Source organism: Streptomyces cynarae (genome assembly GCF_025642135.1).
GTDB classification, from domain to species: Bacteria; Actinomycetota; Actinomycetes; order Streptomycetales; family Streptomycetaceae; genus Streptomyces; species Streptomyces cynarae.
In genome coordinates this window covers 3487418-3504997 of sequence record NZ_CP106793.1, presented here as the reverse complement: position 1 = coordinate 3504997, position 17580 = coordinate 3487418, and the positions used below count along the sequence as shown (strand labels likewise).

Here is a 17580-nt window from a genome sequence, read left to right as displayed (position 1 = left end):
GCGTCGCCCGGCCGGTGACCTGCGGTCCAACACTTACTCCGTGGCGATTGACGCACCTGCGTTGTAAGTTCGCCGGATGCCCGCCGCCGTCGACCCCCGCCTGCTCCGCGCGTTCCTCGCCGTCGCGGAGGAACTGCACTTCACCCGCGCCGCGACCCGCCTGTACGTCGCCCAGCAGGCGTTGAGCCGGGACATCCGCAGGCTGGAGCGGGAGCTGGACACCGAGCTGTTCGTCCGTACGACTCGGCAGGTCACGCTGACCCCCGAGGGCGAGCGCCTGCTGCCGTACGCACGCAGGGTGCTGGACGCGCAGGACGAACTCCTCGCCGCCTTCGGGCAGGCACGGCCGCTGCTGGTGGACCTGAACTCCCCGGGGCTGGTCACCGGGCGCCGGGTGCTGCACAAGGCCCGTGCGCTCGCCCCCGACCTGGAGTTGATGGCCCGCTACGAGAGCGGTCTCACGCATGCCGCGGCCGAAGTGCTGGCGGGCCGGCTGGACGCGTCGTTCGGCCGGTTTGCGGGCCTTCCCCCGGCGCTGCGGGCCGGGCTCGACCAGCAGCCCGTGCGGTACGAGCCGATGGCGGTCCTCCTGCCCGAGCACCACCGTCTGGCGTCGCTGGAGGCGGTGCCGCTGGCCGCGCTTGCCGGGGAGACGGTGTACGCGGGCGCCGGGAACCCGCGCACGCCGGAGTGGACCGACCTCGCGCACCGCCTGTTCGCCGGGCGGGACATCCGGGTCGCGCCTCCGGTCCCGCTGGCCGTCGGGGACGAGGAGTTCCAGCGGATCATGGCGAGGACGGGCCATCCGATTCTCGCCGTGGTGGACTTCCCCGCGCTGCCCGGGACGGTGAGGCGTCCGCTCGTCGATCCCGTACCGCTCTCGCCCGTCTCGCTGGTGTGGCGACAAGGGCTGACGCATCCGGGACTCGATGCGCTTCGACGGGCCTCGGCCGAGGTCGCCGCCGCGGAGGGATGGCTGCGGCGGCCCGTGGATGGATGGATTCCGGCCGTTGACGCCGGGGTCATGGCCGCCTGGGGCTGATGACCCGGGGCATCCGCCCCGACGTCCGCGTGCACGCTCTCGCAGAACCAGGGCCGTCCGGTGAGCGGGGGCGCACCGGACGGCCCTGGTCTCTGCCGGACGGTTATACCGCCAGCCAGGCCGCCTGGTCGGGTGCCAGCAGGCCGTCCTCCACGGGGCCGCTCGCGAGCAGGACCGAGGTGTGGTCGGGCAGCCGGTACGCCTCGGACGAGAGGTTGACCACGCAGACGAAGCCGGGTTCGCGGCGGAGGGCGAGGACTCCGGCGGGAGTGTCCAGCCAGGCCAGAGTGCCGTCGCCGAGCGCCGGGTGCTCGCGGCGCGTGCGCAGGGCGCGGCGGTAGAGCTCCAGCATCGACGTCTCGTCGCCGGTCTGCGCCTCCACGCTGCGCTCGCCCCAGTCGGCGGGCTGCGGCAGCCAGGGCGCGGCGGAGGCCCCCTCGGGGCTGAAGCCGAACGGCGCGCTCTGCCCGGACCAGGGGATCGGCACCCGGCAGCCGTCACGGCCGCGGTCCGTGTGTCCGGAGCGCTCCCAGATCGGATCCTGGAGGACGGACTCGGGCAGGTCCTCGACCTCCGGCAGGCCGAGCTCCTCGCCCTGGTAGACGTAGGCGCCGCCGGGCAGGGCGAGCATCAGCAGGGCGGCCGCACGGGCGCGCCGGATACCCAGTTCGAGGTCCAGGGGGCCTTCGGGCTCGTAGCGTTCGTTGGCCAGCCACCGCTTGACGGTCCTGCGGCCGTAGCGGCTGACGTGGCGCATGACGTCGTGGTTGGACAGCACCCAGGTGGCCGGTGCGCCGACCGCGCCGAGCATGGCGAGTGAGTCGTCGATGACCGCGCGCAGGTCCTTCGCGTCCCAGCTCGCCATCAGGAAGTCGAAGTTGAACGCGGTGTGCAGGCCGTCCCGGCGCACGTAGGCGGCGAGCCGCTCGGGGGTGTCCGCCCATGCCTCGGCGACGAAGGACCGGTCGCCGGGGAACTCGTCGGCCACCTTGCGCCAGGCGCGGTAGATCTCGTGGACCTCGTCGCGGTCCCAGTGCGGATGGTCGACGTGCTGCCGGACCCGCTCCTCCGCGTCCTCGCGGCGGGAGAGCGGTCCGAGTACCGCCGGCTCGGTGCGGGGCGGCAGGTCGGGCAGCTCGGGGTGCTTGATCAGTCCGTGCGCCACATCGATGCGGAAGCCGTCCACGCCCCGGCTGAACCAGAACCGCAGGACGGACTCGAACTCGGCCCTCACCTCCGGGTGTTCCCAGTTGAGGTCCGGCTGCTCGGGGGCGAACAGGTGCAGGTACCACTCCCCGTCGGGCAGCCGTGTCCAGGCGGGGCCGCCGAAGCAGGAGACCCAGTCGTTGGGCGGCTCGGCGCCGTCGGGACCGCGGCCGGGCCGGAAGACGTAACGCTCGCGTTCGGGGCTGCCCGGCCCCGCCGCCAGGGCCGCCTGGAACCAGGCGTGCCGGTCGGAGGTGTGGTTGGGCACGATGTCGGGGATGACGCGGATCCCGTGCCGGTGCGCCTCCTCGATGAGCTCCTCCGCCTCGGCCACGGTGCCGAACAGCGGGTCGATCTCACGGAAGTCCGCCACGTCGTAACCGTGGTCCGCCATCGGCGACTTGTACCACGGGTTGATCCAGATGGCGTCGACCCCGAGCGACTTCAGATACGGCAGACGGGAGCGGATGCCGGCGATGTCGCCGACGCCGTCACCGTTTCCGTCGGCGAAACTGCGGATGTAGATCTGGTAGATGACGGCGCTGCGCCACCACGGTGCGGTACCGGACATACGAGTGCGTTGCTCCTTGGACGTCGGGAAGGGGTGGCGCGGCGCCGGTGCCTACTTGGCCGCGCCTGCGGTGAGTCCGGCGACGATACGGCGCTGGAAGAGCAGCACCATGATCACCAGCGGGATCGTGACGATGACGCCTGCCGCCATCTGGCTGCCGAACGGCGTCTGGTACGTCGTGGCTCCGGAGAACTTCGAGATGGCGACCGTCGCGGTCTGCATGCCGGGTTTGTTGGTCATCGACAGGGCGATGAGGAACTCGTTCCAGGCGGCGATGAACGTGATGATCGCGGTGGTGAAGATGCCGGGCGCGGCGAGCGGGATGATGATCCTGCGGAACGCCTGGCCGCGGGTGCAGCCGTCGACCATCGCGGCGTGCTCCAGCTCGTCCGGCATCTGGCGGAAGAACGTGGTCAGGTTCCAGACCGCGAGCGGCAGAGCGAAGGACATGCTCGGCACGATCATGGCCTGGTAGGTGTTGATCCAGCCGATGTCCGTGAACAGCTTCAGCAGCGGAACCACGATCGACACCACCGGGAACATCGAGGTTGCGATGATCAGCGTGAGGATCAGCCGCTTGAACCGGAAGTCCAGCCGGGCCATCGCGTACGCGGTGAACGTGGCCAGCAGCAGCGCCAGTGCCGTGGTGATGCCGGCCACGATCAGGCTGTTGAGCAGTGCCCGCGAGAACCCCTGGGAGGGGCTGAACACCGCCTGGTAGTTGTCGAACGACAGCGGCGAGGGGAACAACGAGGTGCTGAAGATGTCGTCGTTGCGCCGCAGGCTGGAGACCACCATCCAGTAGAACGGGGCCAGGCAGTAGGCGACCACCGCGGCGACACCCACGTAGGGCAGCCGCCGGCGCCAGGTGGCTGTGAGGGTCATGCCGTCACCTCCGCACGGCGCAGCGCCACGGCACCCCGGCGCCCGGTCCTGCGCTCGCGCCCGCTGCGGACGCCGCCGTCGCCGACGAGGTCGGCGCCCAGCAACCGGACGAAGGCGAGCGCGATGAGGAAGACATAGAGGAAGAGGAGCACCGCGTAGGCGGAGGCCGGTCCGAAGCGGACGTTGGACGCCTCGTTCTGCGCGAGCATCGACAGGGTTTCCACCGAGTTCTTCTGCGCGCCGATGAGGATGTAGGGCAGGTCGAACATCCGCAGCGCGTCCAGGCACCGGAACAGCACCGCCACCAGCAGCGCGGGCTTCACCAGGGGCAGGGTGATGTGCCAGAACTGCCTGAGGGCGCTCGCTCCGTCGATCCGGGCCGCTTCGTAGACCTCCTTCGGGATCACCTGTAGTCCGGCCAGGACCAGCAGTCCGATGAAGGGGGCGGTCTTCCACACGTCGGCGATGATGACCGCGATCTTGGCTGCGAAGCCGTCGGCGGTCCACAGGACCTGTTGTCCGACGAGCACGTTGGCGATTCCGTCGGCGTTGAAGATCCACCGCCACAGCAGGCCGGAGATGGCCGTGGGAATCGCCCAGGGCACGAGGATGCTCGCCCGCACCACGGCCCTGCCCCGGAACGCCTTGTGCATGATCAGTGCCATGGCCACACCGATCACCGTCTCCAGCAGCACCGTGACGACGGTGAAGAGGGTGGTGTTCCAGAAGGCGTTCCAGAACCGGTCACCGGCCTGGGTGAAGATGTCGGTGTAGTTCTTCAGGCCCACGAACGGCTCGGTGTTGCTGATGAAGCCGGTCTTGGGATCCAGCCCCTTCGGCCCGTACAGCGACTCGTTCAGCGCCATGAGCGTCGGATAGATCACGACGATCGTCAGCACCAGGAGCGTGGGGGAGACCAGCAGCGCCGCCAGCCGGCCGGTGCCCGTGGTCGCACCGGCCCGGGCGCGCGCGGTTCAGCGGCGCGGAGGGCCGCCCGGGGCGGTCGCCCGCCCCGGGCTCCCGTGCGGCGGTTCCGGACGGGATCTTGGTGTCGGCCATGACCCGGTCCTCACTGAGCCGTCAGCTTCTGCAGGTCCGCCTGCAGATCCTTCAGAGCCTGCGAGCTGCTCTTGCTGCCGGACAGCGCGGCGTAGGCCTCCTTCTCGATCGCCGAGGTCACGTCCCCGTACTGCACGACCCGCGGGCGCGGCACGGCATGCAGGATGGACTCCTTGAGGACGGGCAGGTACGGATACTGCTTGTCCAGCGACGCGTCGTCGTACAGGTTGGTGTACGGCGGGGCGAGGGAGGCGTTCTTCAGGAAGTAGCTCGCGCTCTCCTCACTGCTGAAGAACTTCATGAAGTCCAGGGCCGTCGCCTTGTTCTTGGCGAAGGACGACAGGGCCAGGTTGTGCCCGCCCAGGCTGGAGGAGCCGGTCCCGTTCAGGCCGGGCAGCGGAGCGACCGCGAACTTCCCCCCGATCGGGCTCTTCTGGGCCAGCGCGTACACGTACGGCCAGTTGCGCAGGAACACCAGCTTGCCGGACTGGAACGCCTGGCGGCCGTCCTCCTCCTGGTAGGTGATGGCCTCCTTGGGGATCGTCCCGTCCTTGAAGGAGTCGACGAGGAAGTCCAGGCCCTTCTTCGCCTGGGGCGTGTCGACGTCCGGCTTGCCGCTCGCGTCGGTGACGACGCCGCCCGCCGAGTTCACGGCCTCGGAGAAGTTCACCGTCAGGCCCTCGTACTTCTGGAACTGCCCGGCGTAGCAGGACATGTCCTTGGCCTCGGGCAGCTTCTTCACCTTGGCGCAGTCGGCCGTCATCTCGGACCAGGTGGCCGGAGGGCTGGTGATGCCGGCCTTCTTCAACAGGTCGCTGCGGTAGTACAGCAGGCCGCCGTCGGAGCTGCCCGGTACCGCGTACAGGCCTCCCCGGTACTTCGCGGTCTCCACCACCGGCTTCAGCATGTTCTGCAGCGGGAACGCGTTGTCGGGCAGGCGGTCGATCCACTGGTGGGCGGCGAACTCCGACGTCCACACGACGTCGAGGGAGAGCACCGTGTAGGCGTCGGACTTCGTCTCCGCGTTCTGGATCATCTGCTGCCGCTGCGAGTCCGCGTCCGTCGGCAGTTGGATGAAGGTGACCTTCTCCTTCGGGTGCAGCTTGTTCCAGCGGTCGATGATCGTCTGGATGGTGCCGGTGGTGTCCTTGCCGGCCACGTACGTGATGGGGCCACGGCCCGTGAACGACGTGCTCTGGGCGTTCTGCCCGGAACTGCCACCGCTGCCCCCGGACGAGCCGCAGGCGGTGAGGAGCAGCCCGGCGGCGACGAGCGTCGCCGAACACTGAAGGGCTCTGGTGGTCCTGGTCATCACTGTCTCTCCTGGTCGTGCGGAACCGAAGGCGCGGCTGACAGTGCTGTCACGGGGTGCGCTCCTTCAAAAGCGCAGGTCGCAGCCCTTGATGCCGACTGCGTGGAAGCGTCTTGCATGGCGCCGTGACAACGCTTGCACGCTAGGAGCGCCCCCAGGGGAAGTCAATCCATAAGCCGTCGATATTTCGGATAGATTTAGGTGTGCATCACAGCAACTTACGGGTGAAAACAGGCATATTCACCCCACAAGGGTCTTGTGGCAGCGCTTTCATCAGCCAGCTCTCGCATGCCCGTTTCTGTGCTAACTTCCGCTCATGTCACCAGCTCAGCGGCACTCCACGATGGCCGACGTGGCCGAACGGGCAGGGGTCTCCCTGTCGACCGTCTCCCGCACCCTGCGCGGCATGACGTCCGTCTCGCCGGAGGTCCGCGCCCGGGTCGAACAGGCCGCGCGTGAGCTGAACTTCGCGGCCTCACGGCAGGCCGCCAGCCTGGTCACGGGCAGAACCGGAGTCGTGGCGGTCCTTGTGCCCACGCTCAACTCGTGGTTCATGGGTTCGGCTCTGTCCACCCTCGGCCCGCTGTTGCGTGCGTCCGCAATGGAGCTGATGGTCTATGTGATCCCGAACCTGGCCGAGCGCACTTCGTTCTTCGAGCGTCTCCCGGCCCGGCGGAACGCCGACGCGCTGCTGGTGTTCGCCTTCGACCTCACCGACGAGGAGATGGCGCGACTGGACGACCTGGGGATGCCGGTCATCTACGTCAGCCAGCACGTCGAGGGCCGCCCGAGCGTGTACGTCGACGACGTGGCCGGAGCCCGCAAGGCCACGCGCCACCTGCTCAACCTCGGACACCGCCGGATCGCCTTCGCGCAGACCGCGACCATCAGCGGCTTCAGCTTCAGCTCGCGCGAACGGATGTACGGCTACCGGCAGGCGCTCTCCGAGGTCGGCATACCCCTGGACGACGAGTTGGTGGTCGCCATGTCGGTCCACGACAAGCGCGGCATCGTGGCGGGGGTCGGGCATCTTCTGAGCCTGCGGGAGCCGCCCACCGCGGTCTTCGTCGAGCAGGACGAGCTTGCCTCGGCCATCGTCTCCACCTTGCGCAGGGCGCGGATAGACGTGCCCGAGCGGATGTCCGTCATCGGCTTCGACGACCACCAGGTGGCGGAGTGGTTCGATCTGTCCACGGTCGCCCAGTCACCCTCGGACATGGGCCGGGTGGCCGGCGAACTCGCACTGAAGCTGATCGACGACCCCGACGCCGACCGCACGCGCCACGTCGTCCTGCCCACCCATCTGATCCCTCGTGCGACCACCGCGCCCCTCGTGCCCCAGGTCGAGCGGGAGGACTCCATCTGATCCGCGCCGGCTGATCCGCACGGACTGATCCACGCGGACTGATCCACACCGGGCAGCCGAACGACCGGTGTCCGGTGGTGAGGTCGTCCACGGGGTGTGCCCTGGCCCGGCGTGGCGCACCGGGAAGGCTTCGGTGGACCTACGCCCGTGCCAGTGCTGCCCGCCGGCGGTGGCGGGCGACCCGCTCACGGTTGCCGCACACCTCGCTCGAACACCAGCGGCGGCGTCGGCCCCGGGACGTGTCCAGGTAGACGATCGGGCAGTTGTCCCCCTCGCACCGGCGCAGGCTCGCCCTGGCCTTCGGATCGGTCAGCAGCTCGATGGTCTCGCGGGCCACCGCGGCCAGCAGGTCCTCGCAGGTGGGCAGTGCGCGCAGTCGTCGTACCAGCGCGCCGTCCTCCGTACGGACCGCGCACGGCGCGGGCGGTGCGCCCCGGGCCGCGGCGTTGACCCGGATCAGCGCCCCGTCCGCCGGACGCCCGTCCAGTTCGCCACCCACCAACTGGCCGACCTGCTCGCGCAGTTCACGGAACGCCCGCAGCCAGCCCGCGTCCACCCCGGTCAGCGGGGTACCCGGCGGCACCAGCCCGGACCCGGTGATCCACGCCCGCAACCGGTCCACCGAGTCGAGGCGTTCCTCGGGATGCGTCGTCGTCAGCAGGTCCAGGCAGATCCGCCCGGAATCGAACCGCAACGCGTACGAGGCCGTGGCCGTGCCGTATGCCATGTGCCTGTCACCGCCTTGGAGTCGCCGCGGTCGCCCCCTCTACAGTGCCCGCCCGCACACGCCTCGGGGAAGGCCCCGTACGTCCCCGAACTCCACGGTGCACGCCGCTCGATGCGCCCACGCGTCCCGGCGATGTCCCTCGCGCGCCTCAGTCGGCGGTACGGGCCCGCCGCCGACCCCCGCCTGGCCCGCCTCGCCCGGGCGCCCTCCAGGAGAAGGCTGCCTCGCCCGGGCGCTCTCCAGGGAGGCGTGTCCCGCCCGGGCGCCGCTCCAGTGGAGGCGGCTCACACGTCCGCGTACTTGGAGTCCGCCGCAGGGTCGAGCGCGAGCCGGTAGCCGCGCTTGACCACCGTCTGGATCAGCTTGGGCGCCCCGAGGGCCGTCCGCAGCCGGGCCATCGCCGTCTCCACGGCGTGCTCGTCGCGCCCGGCGCCCGGGAGCGCGCGCAGCAGGTCGGAGCGGGCGACCACCCAGCCCGGCCGCCGGGACAGGGCGCGCAGCAGGGACATCCCCGCCGGCGGTACGGGCCGCAGGTCGCCGTCCACCATCACCGCGTGCCCGCGGATCTCCACCCGGTGGCCGGCGATGGGCAGCGTACGGGCCCGGGCCGGCAGTTCCTGGCACAGGAGCTGGACGAGCGGGCCGAGCCGGAAGCGTTCGGGCTGGACCGTGTCGATGCCGAGGGCCTGGAGCGGCAGCGCGGTGACGGGGCCGACGCAGGCGGGCAGCACGTCGTGGTTCAGGGCGGCGAGCAGTTCCGGCAGCAGCCCGCGCTCCTCGGCCCGGGAGAGCAGGGACGCGGCAGCGGGCGCGCTGGTGAAGGTGAGGGCGTCCAGGCCCCGGCTGACGGTCGCGTCGAGGAGCCGGTCCATCGGCCCGATGTCCTCCGGCGGCATCCACCGGTACACCGGCACCCCCACCACCTCGGCGCCCCCCTCCCGCAGCGCCTCCACGAAGCCCGGCAGCGGCTCGCCGTGCAGTTGGACGGCGACACGGAGGCCGTCGACGCCTTCCTCGAGCAGCCGGTCGAGCACCTCGGCCATGGACTCCGAGCTGGGCGACCACTCCTCGGTCAGCCCGGCCGCCCGTATGGCGCCCTTGACCTTCGGACCGCGCGCGAGCAGCCGCACCCCGCGCAGCCGGGCGAGCAGGTCCTCGCCGAGCCCCCAGCCGTCGGCGGCCTCGACCCAGCCGCGGAAGCCGATCGCGGTGGTGGCGACCGCGATGTCCGGCGCCCGGTCGATCAACTCCTTGGTGGCGGCGAGCAGTTCCCCGTCGTCGGCGAGCGGCACGATGCGCAGGGCCGGTGCGTGCAGCACGGACGCGCCGCGCCGCTGGAGCAGGGCCCCCAGCTCGTCGGCCCGTCGCGCGGCCGTCACGCCCACGGTGAACCCCTCGAGAGGCCCGTGTTCTGGTCGCTGCTGGTTGTCGTACATGGCTCTCGTCCCGCACTCGAGTCGGCATACCGGTGGTCACGCGGTCGTGAACACCGGTCGTACGCGTCCTACCTACATGCCGACCGAGCCTGTCAACGGCTCGTGACAGGCTCGGTTCCGCTTCATGTCGCTGGTGTTACGTCACACCTCGGCGTAGCTGAGCTGCTGCTTCGCCTCGGAGGTGGAAGCGTTTGCCCGAGGTTGCGCGGCCGGGCGGCGAAGGTATACGGCCCAGGTGACCACGAAGGCCGCGGCGTAGAAGGCGAGGAAGGCGACGAAGGCGCCGGTGCCGGAGCCGTAGGAGAGGAAGGACTGCCGGAAGGCGAGGTTGATGCCGACGCCGCCGAGCGCGCCCACGGCGCCGATGAGACCCATGGAGGCGCCGGACAGCCGCCGGCCGTAGGCGGCGGCCTCCTCACCCTCGAGCCCCTTCGCGACGGCCTTGGCCTGGAAGATGCCGGGGATCATCTTGTACGTCGACCCGTTGCCGAGCCCGCTGAGCACGAACAGGACGACGAACGCGGCGGTGAACAGCGGCAGCGACTTCTGCATGCTCGCGAAGACCAGGACGGCGGTGGCCGCGCCCATGGCGACGAAGTTCCACAGCGTGATCTTCGAGCCGCCGTAGCGGTCGGCGAGCCAGCCGCCCACGGGCCGGATCAGCGAACCGAGCAGCGGGCCGATGAAGGTGACGTACGCCGCCTGCAGCGGGGTGCGCCCGAACTGGTTCTGCAGCACCTGACCGAAGGCGAAGCTGTAGCCGATGAACGAGCCGAAGGTGCCGATGTAGAGGAAGGACATGATCCAGGTGTGGGCGTCCTTCGCGGCGTCCTTGGCGGCGCCGGTGTCGTTCTTCACGGAGGCGAGGTTGTCCATGTAGAGGGCGGCGAGCACGGCGGCGACGACGATCAGCGGGATGTAGATCCCGAGCAGCACGCGCGGCCCGCCGCTCGCGCCGATGATCGCGAGGGCGACGAGCTGGATGACGGGCACGCCGATGTTGCCGCCGCCCGCGTTGAGGCCGAGGGCCCATCCCTTCTTCCGCAGCGGGAAGAAGGCGTTGATGTTGGTCATCGAGGACGCGAAGTTGCCGCCGCCGATGCCCGCGAGCAGCCCGACGATCAGGAAGGTGGAGAAGGAGGTCCCCGGCTTCATCACGACGAAGGCGGCGATCGTCGGGATGAGCAGCAGGCTCGCGGAGATGATCGTCCAGTTGCGCCCGCCGAAGACGGCGACCGCGAAGGTGTAGGGGACGCGGACGACGGCACCGACGAGCGTGACCATGGACGTGAGCATGAACTTGTCGGCGGGGGTCAGCCCGTACTTCGGCCCCATGAAGAGCACGAGGACCGACCACATGGTCCAGATCGAGAACCCGATGTGCTCGGAGAAGACGGAGAACAGCAGGTTGCGCCGGGCGATCTTCTCCCCGGTCTCGTTCCAGAACGTCTCGTCCTCGGGATCCCACTGCTGGATCCAGCGGCCTCCCCTGCCGGCGGCGGGGGCTGTGCTCGGGGCTGTCATGACGCCTCCACGGTTCTGCGGTGCCCGGGTGTCGGTACGCGGTGATGAGTCCCGAAGGTAGGGAGGACGCGTTTCCGCCCTGTGGCACCCGGTGACCGGAAGGGAACGTTGCTCTCACCTGGCGGGCAGGGGCGCGGTGAGGCGGCGGCCGGGCGTTGTCAGTCCCGTCTGCCATGGTGGGCGTACCGGGGGGTCCGGGTGCCGCTCTCTGTGGGGCGAGCTCCCGAGCGTGACTACTGGACGTTGTCAACTACCCGCCGCTGATGCGACAGGGCTTGCACAGCGGGCGTCGCTGGCGGTGACGTGCCGTTTGCGTCCGGCCCCACCCGTGGCTGCGACGGGTGAGGCGGGGGCCGTTGACTGGGCCCCGCGTCGCCACAACTCCCACGCGCGTGCGCGGATGTTGCGGGAGCCGTTCCGGTCCGCATGATCAACGAATCCGCAGGACCGGCACGCGAACCAGGCCTGCGAGACCCGGTTCGCCTTGTCGATGTGGCCGCACTCGGCGCAGGTGCGGGAGGTGTACGCCGGATCGACGTACACCACCGGCACCCCCTCCCGGCGGGCCTTGTACGCGATGAACGACCCCAGCTGGGCGAAGGCCCAGCTGGAGTGGGTGGCCCGTTGGGGCTTGCGAAGCCGTACCCGCTCGCGGATGCCCCTCAGATCCTCCAGGGCGATCCCACGACCGGTGCGTTCCGCCTCGGCCACCACATGCTTCGCGATCTTGTGGTTGATGTCTCTGGCCCGCCGCGCCTCCTTACGCCTTCGCTTCTTCAGGCGGCGTTTCGCGGAGGGGGTGTTCTTCTTCTGCAGCTTCGTGCGCAGCGTGCGTTCCCGGCGCCGGATGCGGTTCAGCTGACGCCCGGCCATGATCTCGCCGTCCGAGGTGGTGGCGATGTTCACGATGCCCAGGTCGACGCCGAGGAAGTCCACCGGATCGGTGTTCTGTGCGGCTTCGGGCACCTCGCAGGTGGCCAGCAGGAACCACATGCCGTCCCGGCACACCAGGTCGGACTCGCCCCTGCGGTACAGGGCGAGGGTGGCCAGCTGCTGCGGGGAGGCGGTGAACGCCACGTCCTTGACCCGCCCGGCCACCGTCCAGATGGACACCTTCCGCTGGTCGATCCGCCAGGACAGCATCCGGTCGTCGTAGGGCTGCGCGCTCTGCGACCGGAAGGCGATGGGCTTGCCGGTGGCCTTCCGGTACCGCCGGGAACCGGGCCTGCCCAGATTCCCGGAACTGAGGTTCGCCTTCAAAGCGGCATACGCGTCGCACGTCTTCTTGATCACGTGCTGGGCCGCCTGAGCTCCTAGCCCCCACCGGGTCTTGAGCTCGCCGTAGGTGTGCTCGCGCAGCGCGAAGTTCCGCTTCACGTCCTTGTCGAACGCCACGCCGCTGGCCCAGGTGGCCGCCTCGTTGCAGGCATGCAGGGTCGCCTCAAGCGCCGCCGCCTGCACGGGCGTCGGCAGCAGCCTGACCTGGACCACCAGCTTCATGATCAACAAACCTACACACGCGTACGACCGCCCACCGCACGTTCCCCACCTGTCACCCCACCGAGTGAACCCGGCGCCTGAGGCCCGGCTCTCACCGGCACCGCCGGACACGGCCCCCCAGCCGCTACGCGGCCAAACGGACGCAGCGAACCCGCGGCGCTGCCCGCCGCGAGCCCCAGGACGCGATTCCCCCAGGGCTGAAGCCCCGGGGTTCCTAGCAACAGGCTGAACGCCCTGAACACCGTGAACCCGTTGAACGCCCTGAACGCCATGAACACCCTGAAAGGAAAGGAAGCCGAGGGAAACAACGGCAAGGGAGGCCATTCGTCTAGCTCACGGAAAAAGCAGAGTTACCGAAGAATTTGGCTGAAATCGGGCAGTGCGCACCTCGATCTCGACAATTCCTCCACCGAAGTCCAGCCAAATTTTCACACGGCGATCTTGGTGAGTCCGGGAGTGAAGCGCCTGCCGGTGTGACCTGGGTCTCTCCGCTCCGGCGGCCGTATGTCCCGTTGGGGGAGAAATGGGTGCCCGGGAACAAGGGCTTCCACACCTTCTCCAAGAAATTTCTGGTGTCGCTTTGAACACGCGGACCTACTCGCGCGTACCCGGATGTGAGCGACCGACTGGGGGAACCCCCGGACACCGGAGGTAGGCGTGCGCAAGGATTCCGCCGTGGCTGATGAACGAAAGCGGCCCAGGGCCCGACATCGCATGACCTCGTCCTCGGCGTCCTCGACCGAGCCGGACGAGGAGCTGATGCGTGCCCTGTATCGAGAACATGCGGGACCCCTGCTCGCCTACGTGCTGCGCCTGGTCGCGGGCGACCGGCAGCGCGCCGAGGACGTCGTGCAGGAGACGCTCATCCGTGCCTGGAAGAACGCCGGCCAGCTCAACCGAGCGACCGGTTCGGTACGCCCCTGGCTGGTGACGGTCGCCCGGCGCATCGTCATCGACGGCCACCGCAGCCGGCAGGCCCGGCCGCAGGAGGTCGACCCGTCGCCGCTGGAGGTCATCCCCGCGGAGGACGAGATCGACAAGGCGTTGTGGCTGATGACACTGTCGGACGCGCTGGAAGACCTGACCCCTGCCCACAGGGAGGTCCTGGTCGAAACGTACTTCAAAGGGCGTACGGTCAATGAGGCGGCCGAAACGCTCGGCATCCCCAGCGGAACGGTGCGCTCCAGGGTGTTCTACGCCCTGCGGTCGATGAAGCTGGCACTGGAGGAGCGGGGGGTGACGGCATGAGCAACCTGTACGGGGGATTCGGCACTGGTGGCCCCGGGGCCGTGAGAGGCGGTCCCCAGGGGCAGGGCGACATCCATGAAACCGTCGGCGCCTACGCCCTCGGCATCCTGGACGACGCGGAGGCGACCGCCTTCGAGGCGCACCTCGCCACCTGCGACTGGTGTGCCCAGCAGCTCGACGACCTGGCCGGCATGGAACCGATGCTGGCCGCGCTCGCCGACATGCCGGGCAGCCACGGCACCCCCGCCATCGGCGAATCCCTGTCCGCCAAACCCAGCCCACGGCTCGTCGAGCGGCTGGTCGACGAGGTCTCCGAGCGGCGCGCCCAGAAGCGGCGGCGCAGCTTCTACCTTGTCGCGGCCGCCGCCGCGCTGATCATCGGCGGCCCGGTCGCCGTGATGGCGGTGAACGGCGGCGACGACGGCAACACCGGACACACGGTGGCGGCGGTCTCGCCCGCCAAGGCCGCCTTCCAGTCCATGACCGACAAGGTCTCGGCGACCGACCCGACCACCGGGGTCAGCGCCACGATCGCGATGCAGGCCAAGGACTGGGGCACCAGCGGCGCCATCGAGGTGAAGGGCGTCAAGGGCCCGCTCAAGTGCTCGTGGGTCGCCGTCGGCAAGAACGGCGAGCGCGAGACACTGGCCTCCTGGTCCGTCCCGCAGTGGGGCTACGGCATCCCCGACGGCAAGACGGAGGAGTCGAAGAACCCGCTCTACGTGAGCGGCGCCGCCGCCTTCACACCGAACCAGATCGACCACTTCGAGCTCATGACGTTCGACGGGAAGAAGCTGGTGGAGGTGAAGGCGTAGCCGCCCCCCACCGGCCTGAGCGCTTCCCGCGGCGTGCGTCCGAGTCACGCCGCGGGTCGACGTGTGCGGTCCTGTCGTCAAATTCCCGTCGTCCGCCCGCAGGGCGGTCGGGAGTCCGGCGACAGGGCCGCGTCGGTTCGGAGCGGGCCGTAGCCTCCCCGGTCCCCCTTCGCGTACGGTGGACGGCTGCTCAGCACGTCAGAAGGGGGCCCGGTGGCCGCTCAGGTTCAACAGGAAACCGCGCTCGGCCCGGTCGGCAAGTCCGCGCACGACTCGCTCCGTGACCGGGAGATCAGCGTCGAACAGGAACACCTGGACCGGGTCTACCGGCGTCTCGAGGAGAAGATCCACGAGGCGGAGTTCCTGATGAACGACGCCGCCCAGCGCGGCCAGGTCGGCACGCCCGGCGCGCTCGCCGAGCGTGACGCCCAGGTGTTCCGGGCCGGCATCCACCTCAACCGGCTCAACAACGAGTTCGAGGACTTCCTCTTCGGCCGGATCGACCTGCTGCTCGGCAAGGACGGCAAGAAGGGACCCGACGGCGCGTACACGGCTGTCGAGCCCGCCGAGGGCGCGGTGCGCTCCGACAACACGGCCGACATCGCCGAGACCCTGCACATCGGCCGTATCGGCGTCCTCGACCAGGACTACGCGCCGCTGGTCATCGACTGGCGGGCACCCGCCGCCGCCCCCTTCTACCGCTCCACCCCGGTCGACCCCGGGCGGGTCGTGCGCCGCCGGGTCATCCGCTCCAAGGGGCGCAGGGTGCTCGGCGTCGAGGACGACCTGATGCGCCCCGAGCTGACGGCCTTCCTCGACGGCCACGAGCTGCCCGTCATCGGCGACGGCGCCCTGATGGCCGCCCTCGGCCAGGCCCGCACCCACACCATGCGGGACATCGTGGCCTCCATCCAGGCGGAGCAGGACCTGGTCATCCGCGCCCCCGCCGCCTCCGTGACCTACGTCGAGGGCGGCCCCGGCACCGGCAAGACCGCCGTCGCCCTGCACCGGGCCGCGTACCTGCTGTACCAGGACCGGCGCCGCTACGCGGGCGGCATCCTGATCGTCTCGCCCACCCCGCTGCTCGTCGCCTACACCGAGGGCGTCCTGCCGTCGCTCGGCGAGGAGGGCCAGGTCGCGATCCGCGCCATCGGCTCACTCGTCGACGGCGTCGAGGCCACGCTCTACGACTCCCCGTCCGTGGCCCGCGCGAAGGGCTCCTCCCGCATGCTCAAGGTGCTGCGCAAGGCGGCCCGCGGCGCGCTGGAGCGCAGCGGCGCACCGGAGCGGCTGCGGGTCGTCGCCTTCGGCCGCCGCCTGGAGCTGGAGGCGGAGCAGCTGGAGCGGATCCGGCGCACCGCCCTCACCGGTACGGCGCCCGTCAACCTGCTGCGTCCGCGCGCCCGCAAGCTGCTCCTGGACGCCCTGTGGGCGCAGTCCGGCGCGGCGAACCGGCACGCCGACCCCGAGCTGGCCGCCGAGCTGCGGTCCTCCTTCGACGAGGACATCACCACCGAGGACTCCTTCATCGCGTTCCTGGACGCCTGGTGGCCCGAGCTGACCCCCCGGTCGGTCGTCGCGGCGATGGCCGACGAGAGGCGGCTCGGCCGCTGGGCGCGGCGCGTCCTCACCCCCGGCGAGGTGCGCAGGGTCGCGCGCTCGCTGAAGCGGGACGGGTACTCCGTGCACGACATCGCCCTGCTCGACGAGCTCCAGGCCGTCCTCGGCCTGCCGGCCCGCCCGAAGAAGAGGCGCGAGCTGGACCCGCTCGACCAGCTGACCGGGCTCGAGGAGCTGATGCCCGTCCGCGAGGAGTCGCAGCGTGAGCGCGCCGAGCGGCTGGCGCAGGAGCGCACCGAGTACGCGCACGTGATCGTCGACGAGGCGCAGGACCTCACGCCGATGCAGTGGCGGATGGTCGGGCGCCGCGGCCGGCACGCGACCTGGACCGTCGTCGGCGACCCGGCCCAGTCGTCCTGGTCCGACCCGGACGAGGCGGCCGAGGCCCGCGACGAGGCCCTGGGCACCCGCCCGCGCCGCCGCTTCACGCTCACGGTCAACTACCGCAACCCCGCCGAGATCGCCGACCTGGCGTCGAAGGTCCTCGCGCTCGCCATGCCGGGCTCCACCGCCCCCACGGCCGTCCGCTCCACCGGCGTCCAGCCGCGCTTCACGGTGATACGGGACTCGATGGCGCCGACCGTCCGCGAGGAGGCCGCCCGGCTCCTCGACCGCGTCGACGGCACGGTCGGCGTCGTCGTCGCCATGAACCGGCGCGAGGAGGCGGCCCGCTGGCTGGACGGCCTCGGCGACCGGGTGGTGGCCCTCGGCAGCCTGGAGGCCAAGGGCCTGGAGTACGACGCGACGGTCGTCGTCTCGCCCGCGGAGATCGCCGACGAGAGCCCCGCAGGACTGCGCGTGCTGTACGTGGCGCTCACCCGGGCGACGCAGCAGCTGACGGTGGTCTCTGGAGAGCGGGACGAGCCGGACGCGGCCGGGGTGCCGGACCTGCTGCGGGACTGAGGCACGGGCGGAGCAGCCCTGTACGCGAGATGAACTCCGGGTACGGGAATGGCCTTATCGGATCCGTTTGTTAGCCTGGGTGTGGCACCGGCCCGATCCAAGCCCCCGGGCCCAACCTTAGTCGCTACGAGCGACCACTTGCCGCGAGGCGAGCATGGCGGGTCGGTGTCACTGACTTGTGGAGAGGTCCGCGTCCTGCGACGCGGACCTCTCTCGTTGTACGGCGTGCCTCTCCAACCGCCCCCTGGTCTCTCGTATCGTGGAAGTCGCTTTCCGAAGCCAAGCCGTGCCGACGAACAAAACGTTCGCAAATACGGGGCGGCTACCACGTACTCTCCGGTAGGTGCGACGATCGGACGGCATATC

The 17580-nt window shown here is 70.2% G+C and carries 14 protein-coding genes; 6 read left to right on the top strand and 8 right to left on the bottom strand.

Going from position 1 to position 17580, the window contains the following annotated elements:
- Window positions 1-76 precede the first annotated feature (76 nt).
- On the top strand, window positions 77-1042 hold the full coding sequence (locus N8I84_RS16260; RefSeq protein ID WP_263230210.1) for a LysR family transcriptional regulator: 966 nt from the start codon (window positions 77-79) through the stop codon (window positions 1040-1042).
- Window positions 1043-1145: 103 nt separating this feature from the next.
- Here N8I84_RS16260 and N8I84_RS16255 read toward each other — a convergent pair whose 3' ends face one another.
- The 4 genes from N8I84_RS16255 to N8I84_RS16240 all read right to left on the bottom strand — a co-directional run bounded on the left by N8I84_RS16255 (window position 1146) and on the right by N8I84_RS16240 (window position 6075).
- Entirely contained in the window at window positions 1146-2819 is a 1674-nt protein-coding gene (locus N8I84_RS16255; RefSeq protein WP_263230209.1) for a glycoside hydrolase family 13 protein, read from the bottom strand.
- 51 nt (window positions 2820-2870) lie between these two features.
- Window positions 2871-3704: a carbohydrate ABC transporter permease gene (locus N8I84_RS16250; RefSeq protein WP_263230208.1), complete on the bottom strand. Its 834-nt coding sequence runs from the start codon at window positions 3702-3704 to the stop codon at window positions 2871-2873.
- Window positions 3701-4603, bottom strand: a complete 903-nt coding sequence (locus N8I84_RS16245) for a carbohydrate ABC transporter permease (RefSeq protein WP_263230207.1) — start codon at window positions 4601-4603, stop codon at window positions 3701-3703. Before N8I84_RS16245 ends, N8I84_RS16250 begins: the two co-directional genes overlap by 4 nt.
- Before the next feature lie 170 nt (window positions 4604-4773).
- Window positions 4774-6075 (bottom strand): ABC transporter substrate-binding protein, encoded by a 1302-nt coding sequence (locus N8I84_RS16240; RefSeq protein WP_263230206.1) that lies wholly within the window; start codon window positions 6073-6075, stop codon window positions 4774-4776.
- Window positions 6076-6391: 316 nt separating this feature from the next.
- Between N8I84_RS16240 and N8I84_RS16235 the strand changes: the two genes are divergently transcribed.
- Window positions 6392-7441: a LacI family DNA-binding transcriptional regulator gene (locus N8I84_RS16235; protein WP_313884264.1), complete on the top strand. Its 1050-nt coding sequence runs from the start codon at window positions 6392-6394 to the stop codon at window positions 7439-7441.
- A gap of 139 nt (window positions 7442-7580) precedes the next feature.
- Here the strand turns inward: N8I84_RS16235 and N8I84_RS16230 are convergent, their stop codons facing one another.
- The 4 genes from N8I84_RS16230 to N8I84_RS16215 form a co-directional block, all read right to left on the bottom strand.
- On the bottom strand, window positions 7581-8168 hold the full coding sequence (locus N8I84_RS16230; RefSeq protein ID WP_263230205.1) for a CGNR zinc finger domain-containing protein: 588 nt from the start codon (window positions 8166-8168) through the stop codon (window positions 7581-7583).
- 284 nt (window positions 8169-8452) lie between these two features.
- Window positions 8453-9604 (bottom strand): uroporphyrinogen-III synthase, encoded by a 1152-nt coding sequence (locus N8I84_RS16225; protein ID WP_263230204.1) that lies wholly within the window; start codon window positions 9602-9604, stop codon window positions 8453-8455.
- Window positions 9605-9745: 141 nt separating this feature from the next.
- Window positions 9746-11128 carry an MFS transporter gene (locus N8I84_RS16220; protein ID WP_263230203.1) on the bottom strand — a complete coding sequence of 461 codons (1383 nt, stop codon included), beginning with the start codon at window positions 11126-11128 and terminating at the stop codon, window positions 9746-9748.
- 246 nt (window positions 11129-11374) lie between these two features.
- A complete protein-coding gene (locus tag N8I84_RS16215; RefSeq protein WP_263230202.1) occupies window positions 11375-12628 on the bottom strand; it encodes an RNA-guided endonuclease InsQ/TnpB family protein in 1254 nt (417 codons plus the stop codon).
- 252 nt (window positions 12629-12880) lie between these two features.
- On the opposite strand from N8I84_RS16215, the gene N8I84_RS16210 reads away from it, so the two are divergent.
- From N8I84_RS16210 to N8I84_RS16195, 4 genes are all read left to right on the top strand, one after another.
- Window positions 12881-13105, top strand: coding sequence for a hypothetical protein (locus N8I84_RS16210; protein WP_263230201.1), 225 nt, complete (start codon window positions 12881-12883; stop codon window positions 13103-13105).
- Between the two features lie 180 nt (window positions 13106-13285).
- A complete protein-coding gene (locus N8I84_RS16205) occupies window positions 13286-13876 on the top strand; it encodes a sigma-70 family RNA polymerase sigma factor (RefSeq protein ID WP_103841015.1) in 591 nt (196 codons plus the stop codon).
- Window positions 13873-14691 (top strand): anti-sigma factor family protein, encoded by an 819-nt coding sequence (locus N8I84_RS16200; RefSeq protein ID WP_263230200.1) that lies wholly within the window; start codon window positions 13873-13875, stop codon window positions 14689-14691. The genes N8I84_RS16205 and N8I84_RS16200 overlap by 4 nt, the downstream gene beginning before the upstream one ends.
- 213 nt (window positions 14692-14904) lie before the next feature.
- The gene (locus N8I84_RS16195; RefSeq protein ID WP_263230199.1) at window positions 14905-17214 is read left to right on the top strand and encodes a HelD family protein; all 2310 of its coding nucleotides are present in this window, start codon (window positions 14905-14907) and stop codon (window positions 17212-17214) included.
- Window positions 17215-17580: the final 366 nt, after the last annotated feature.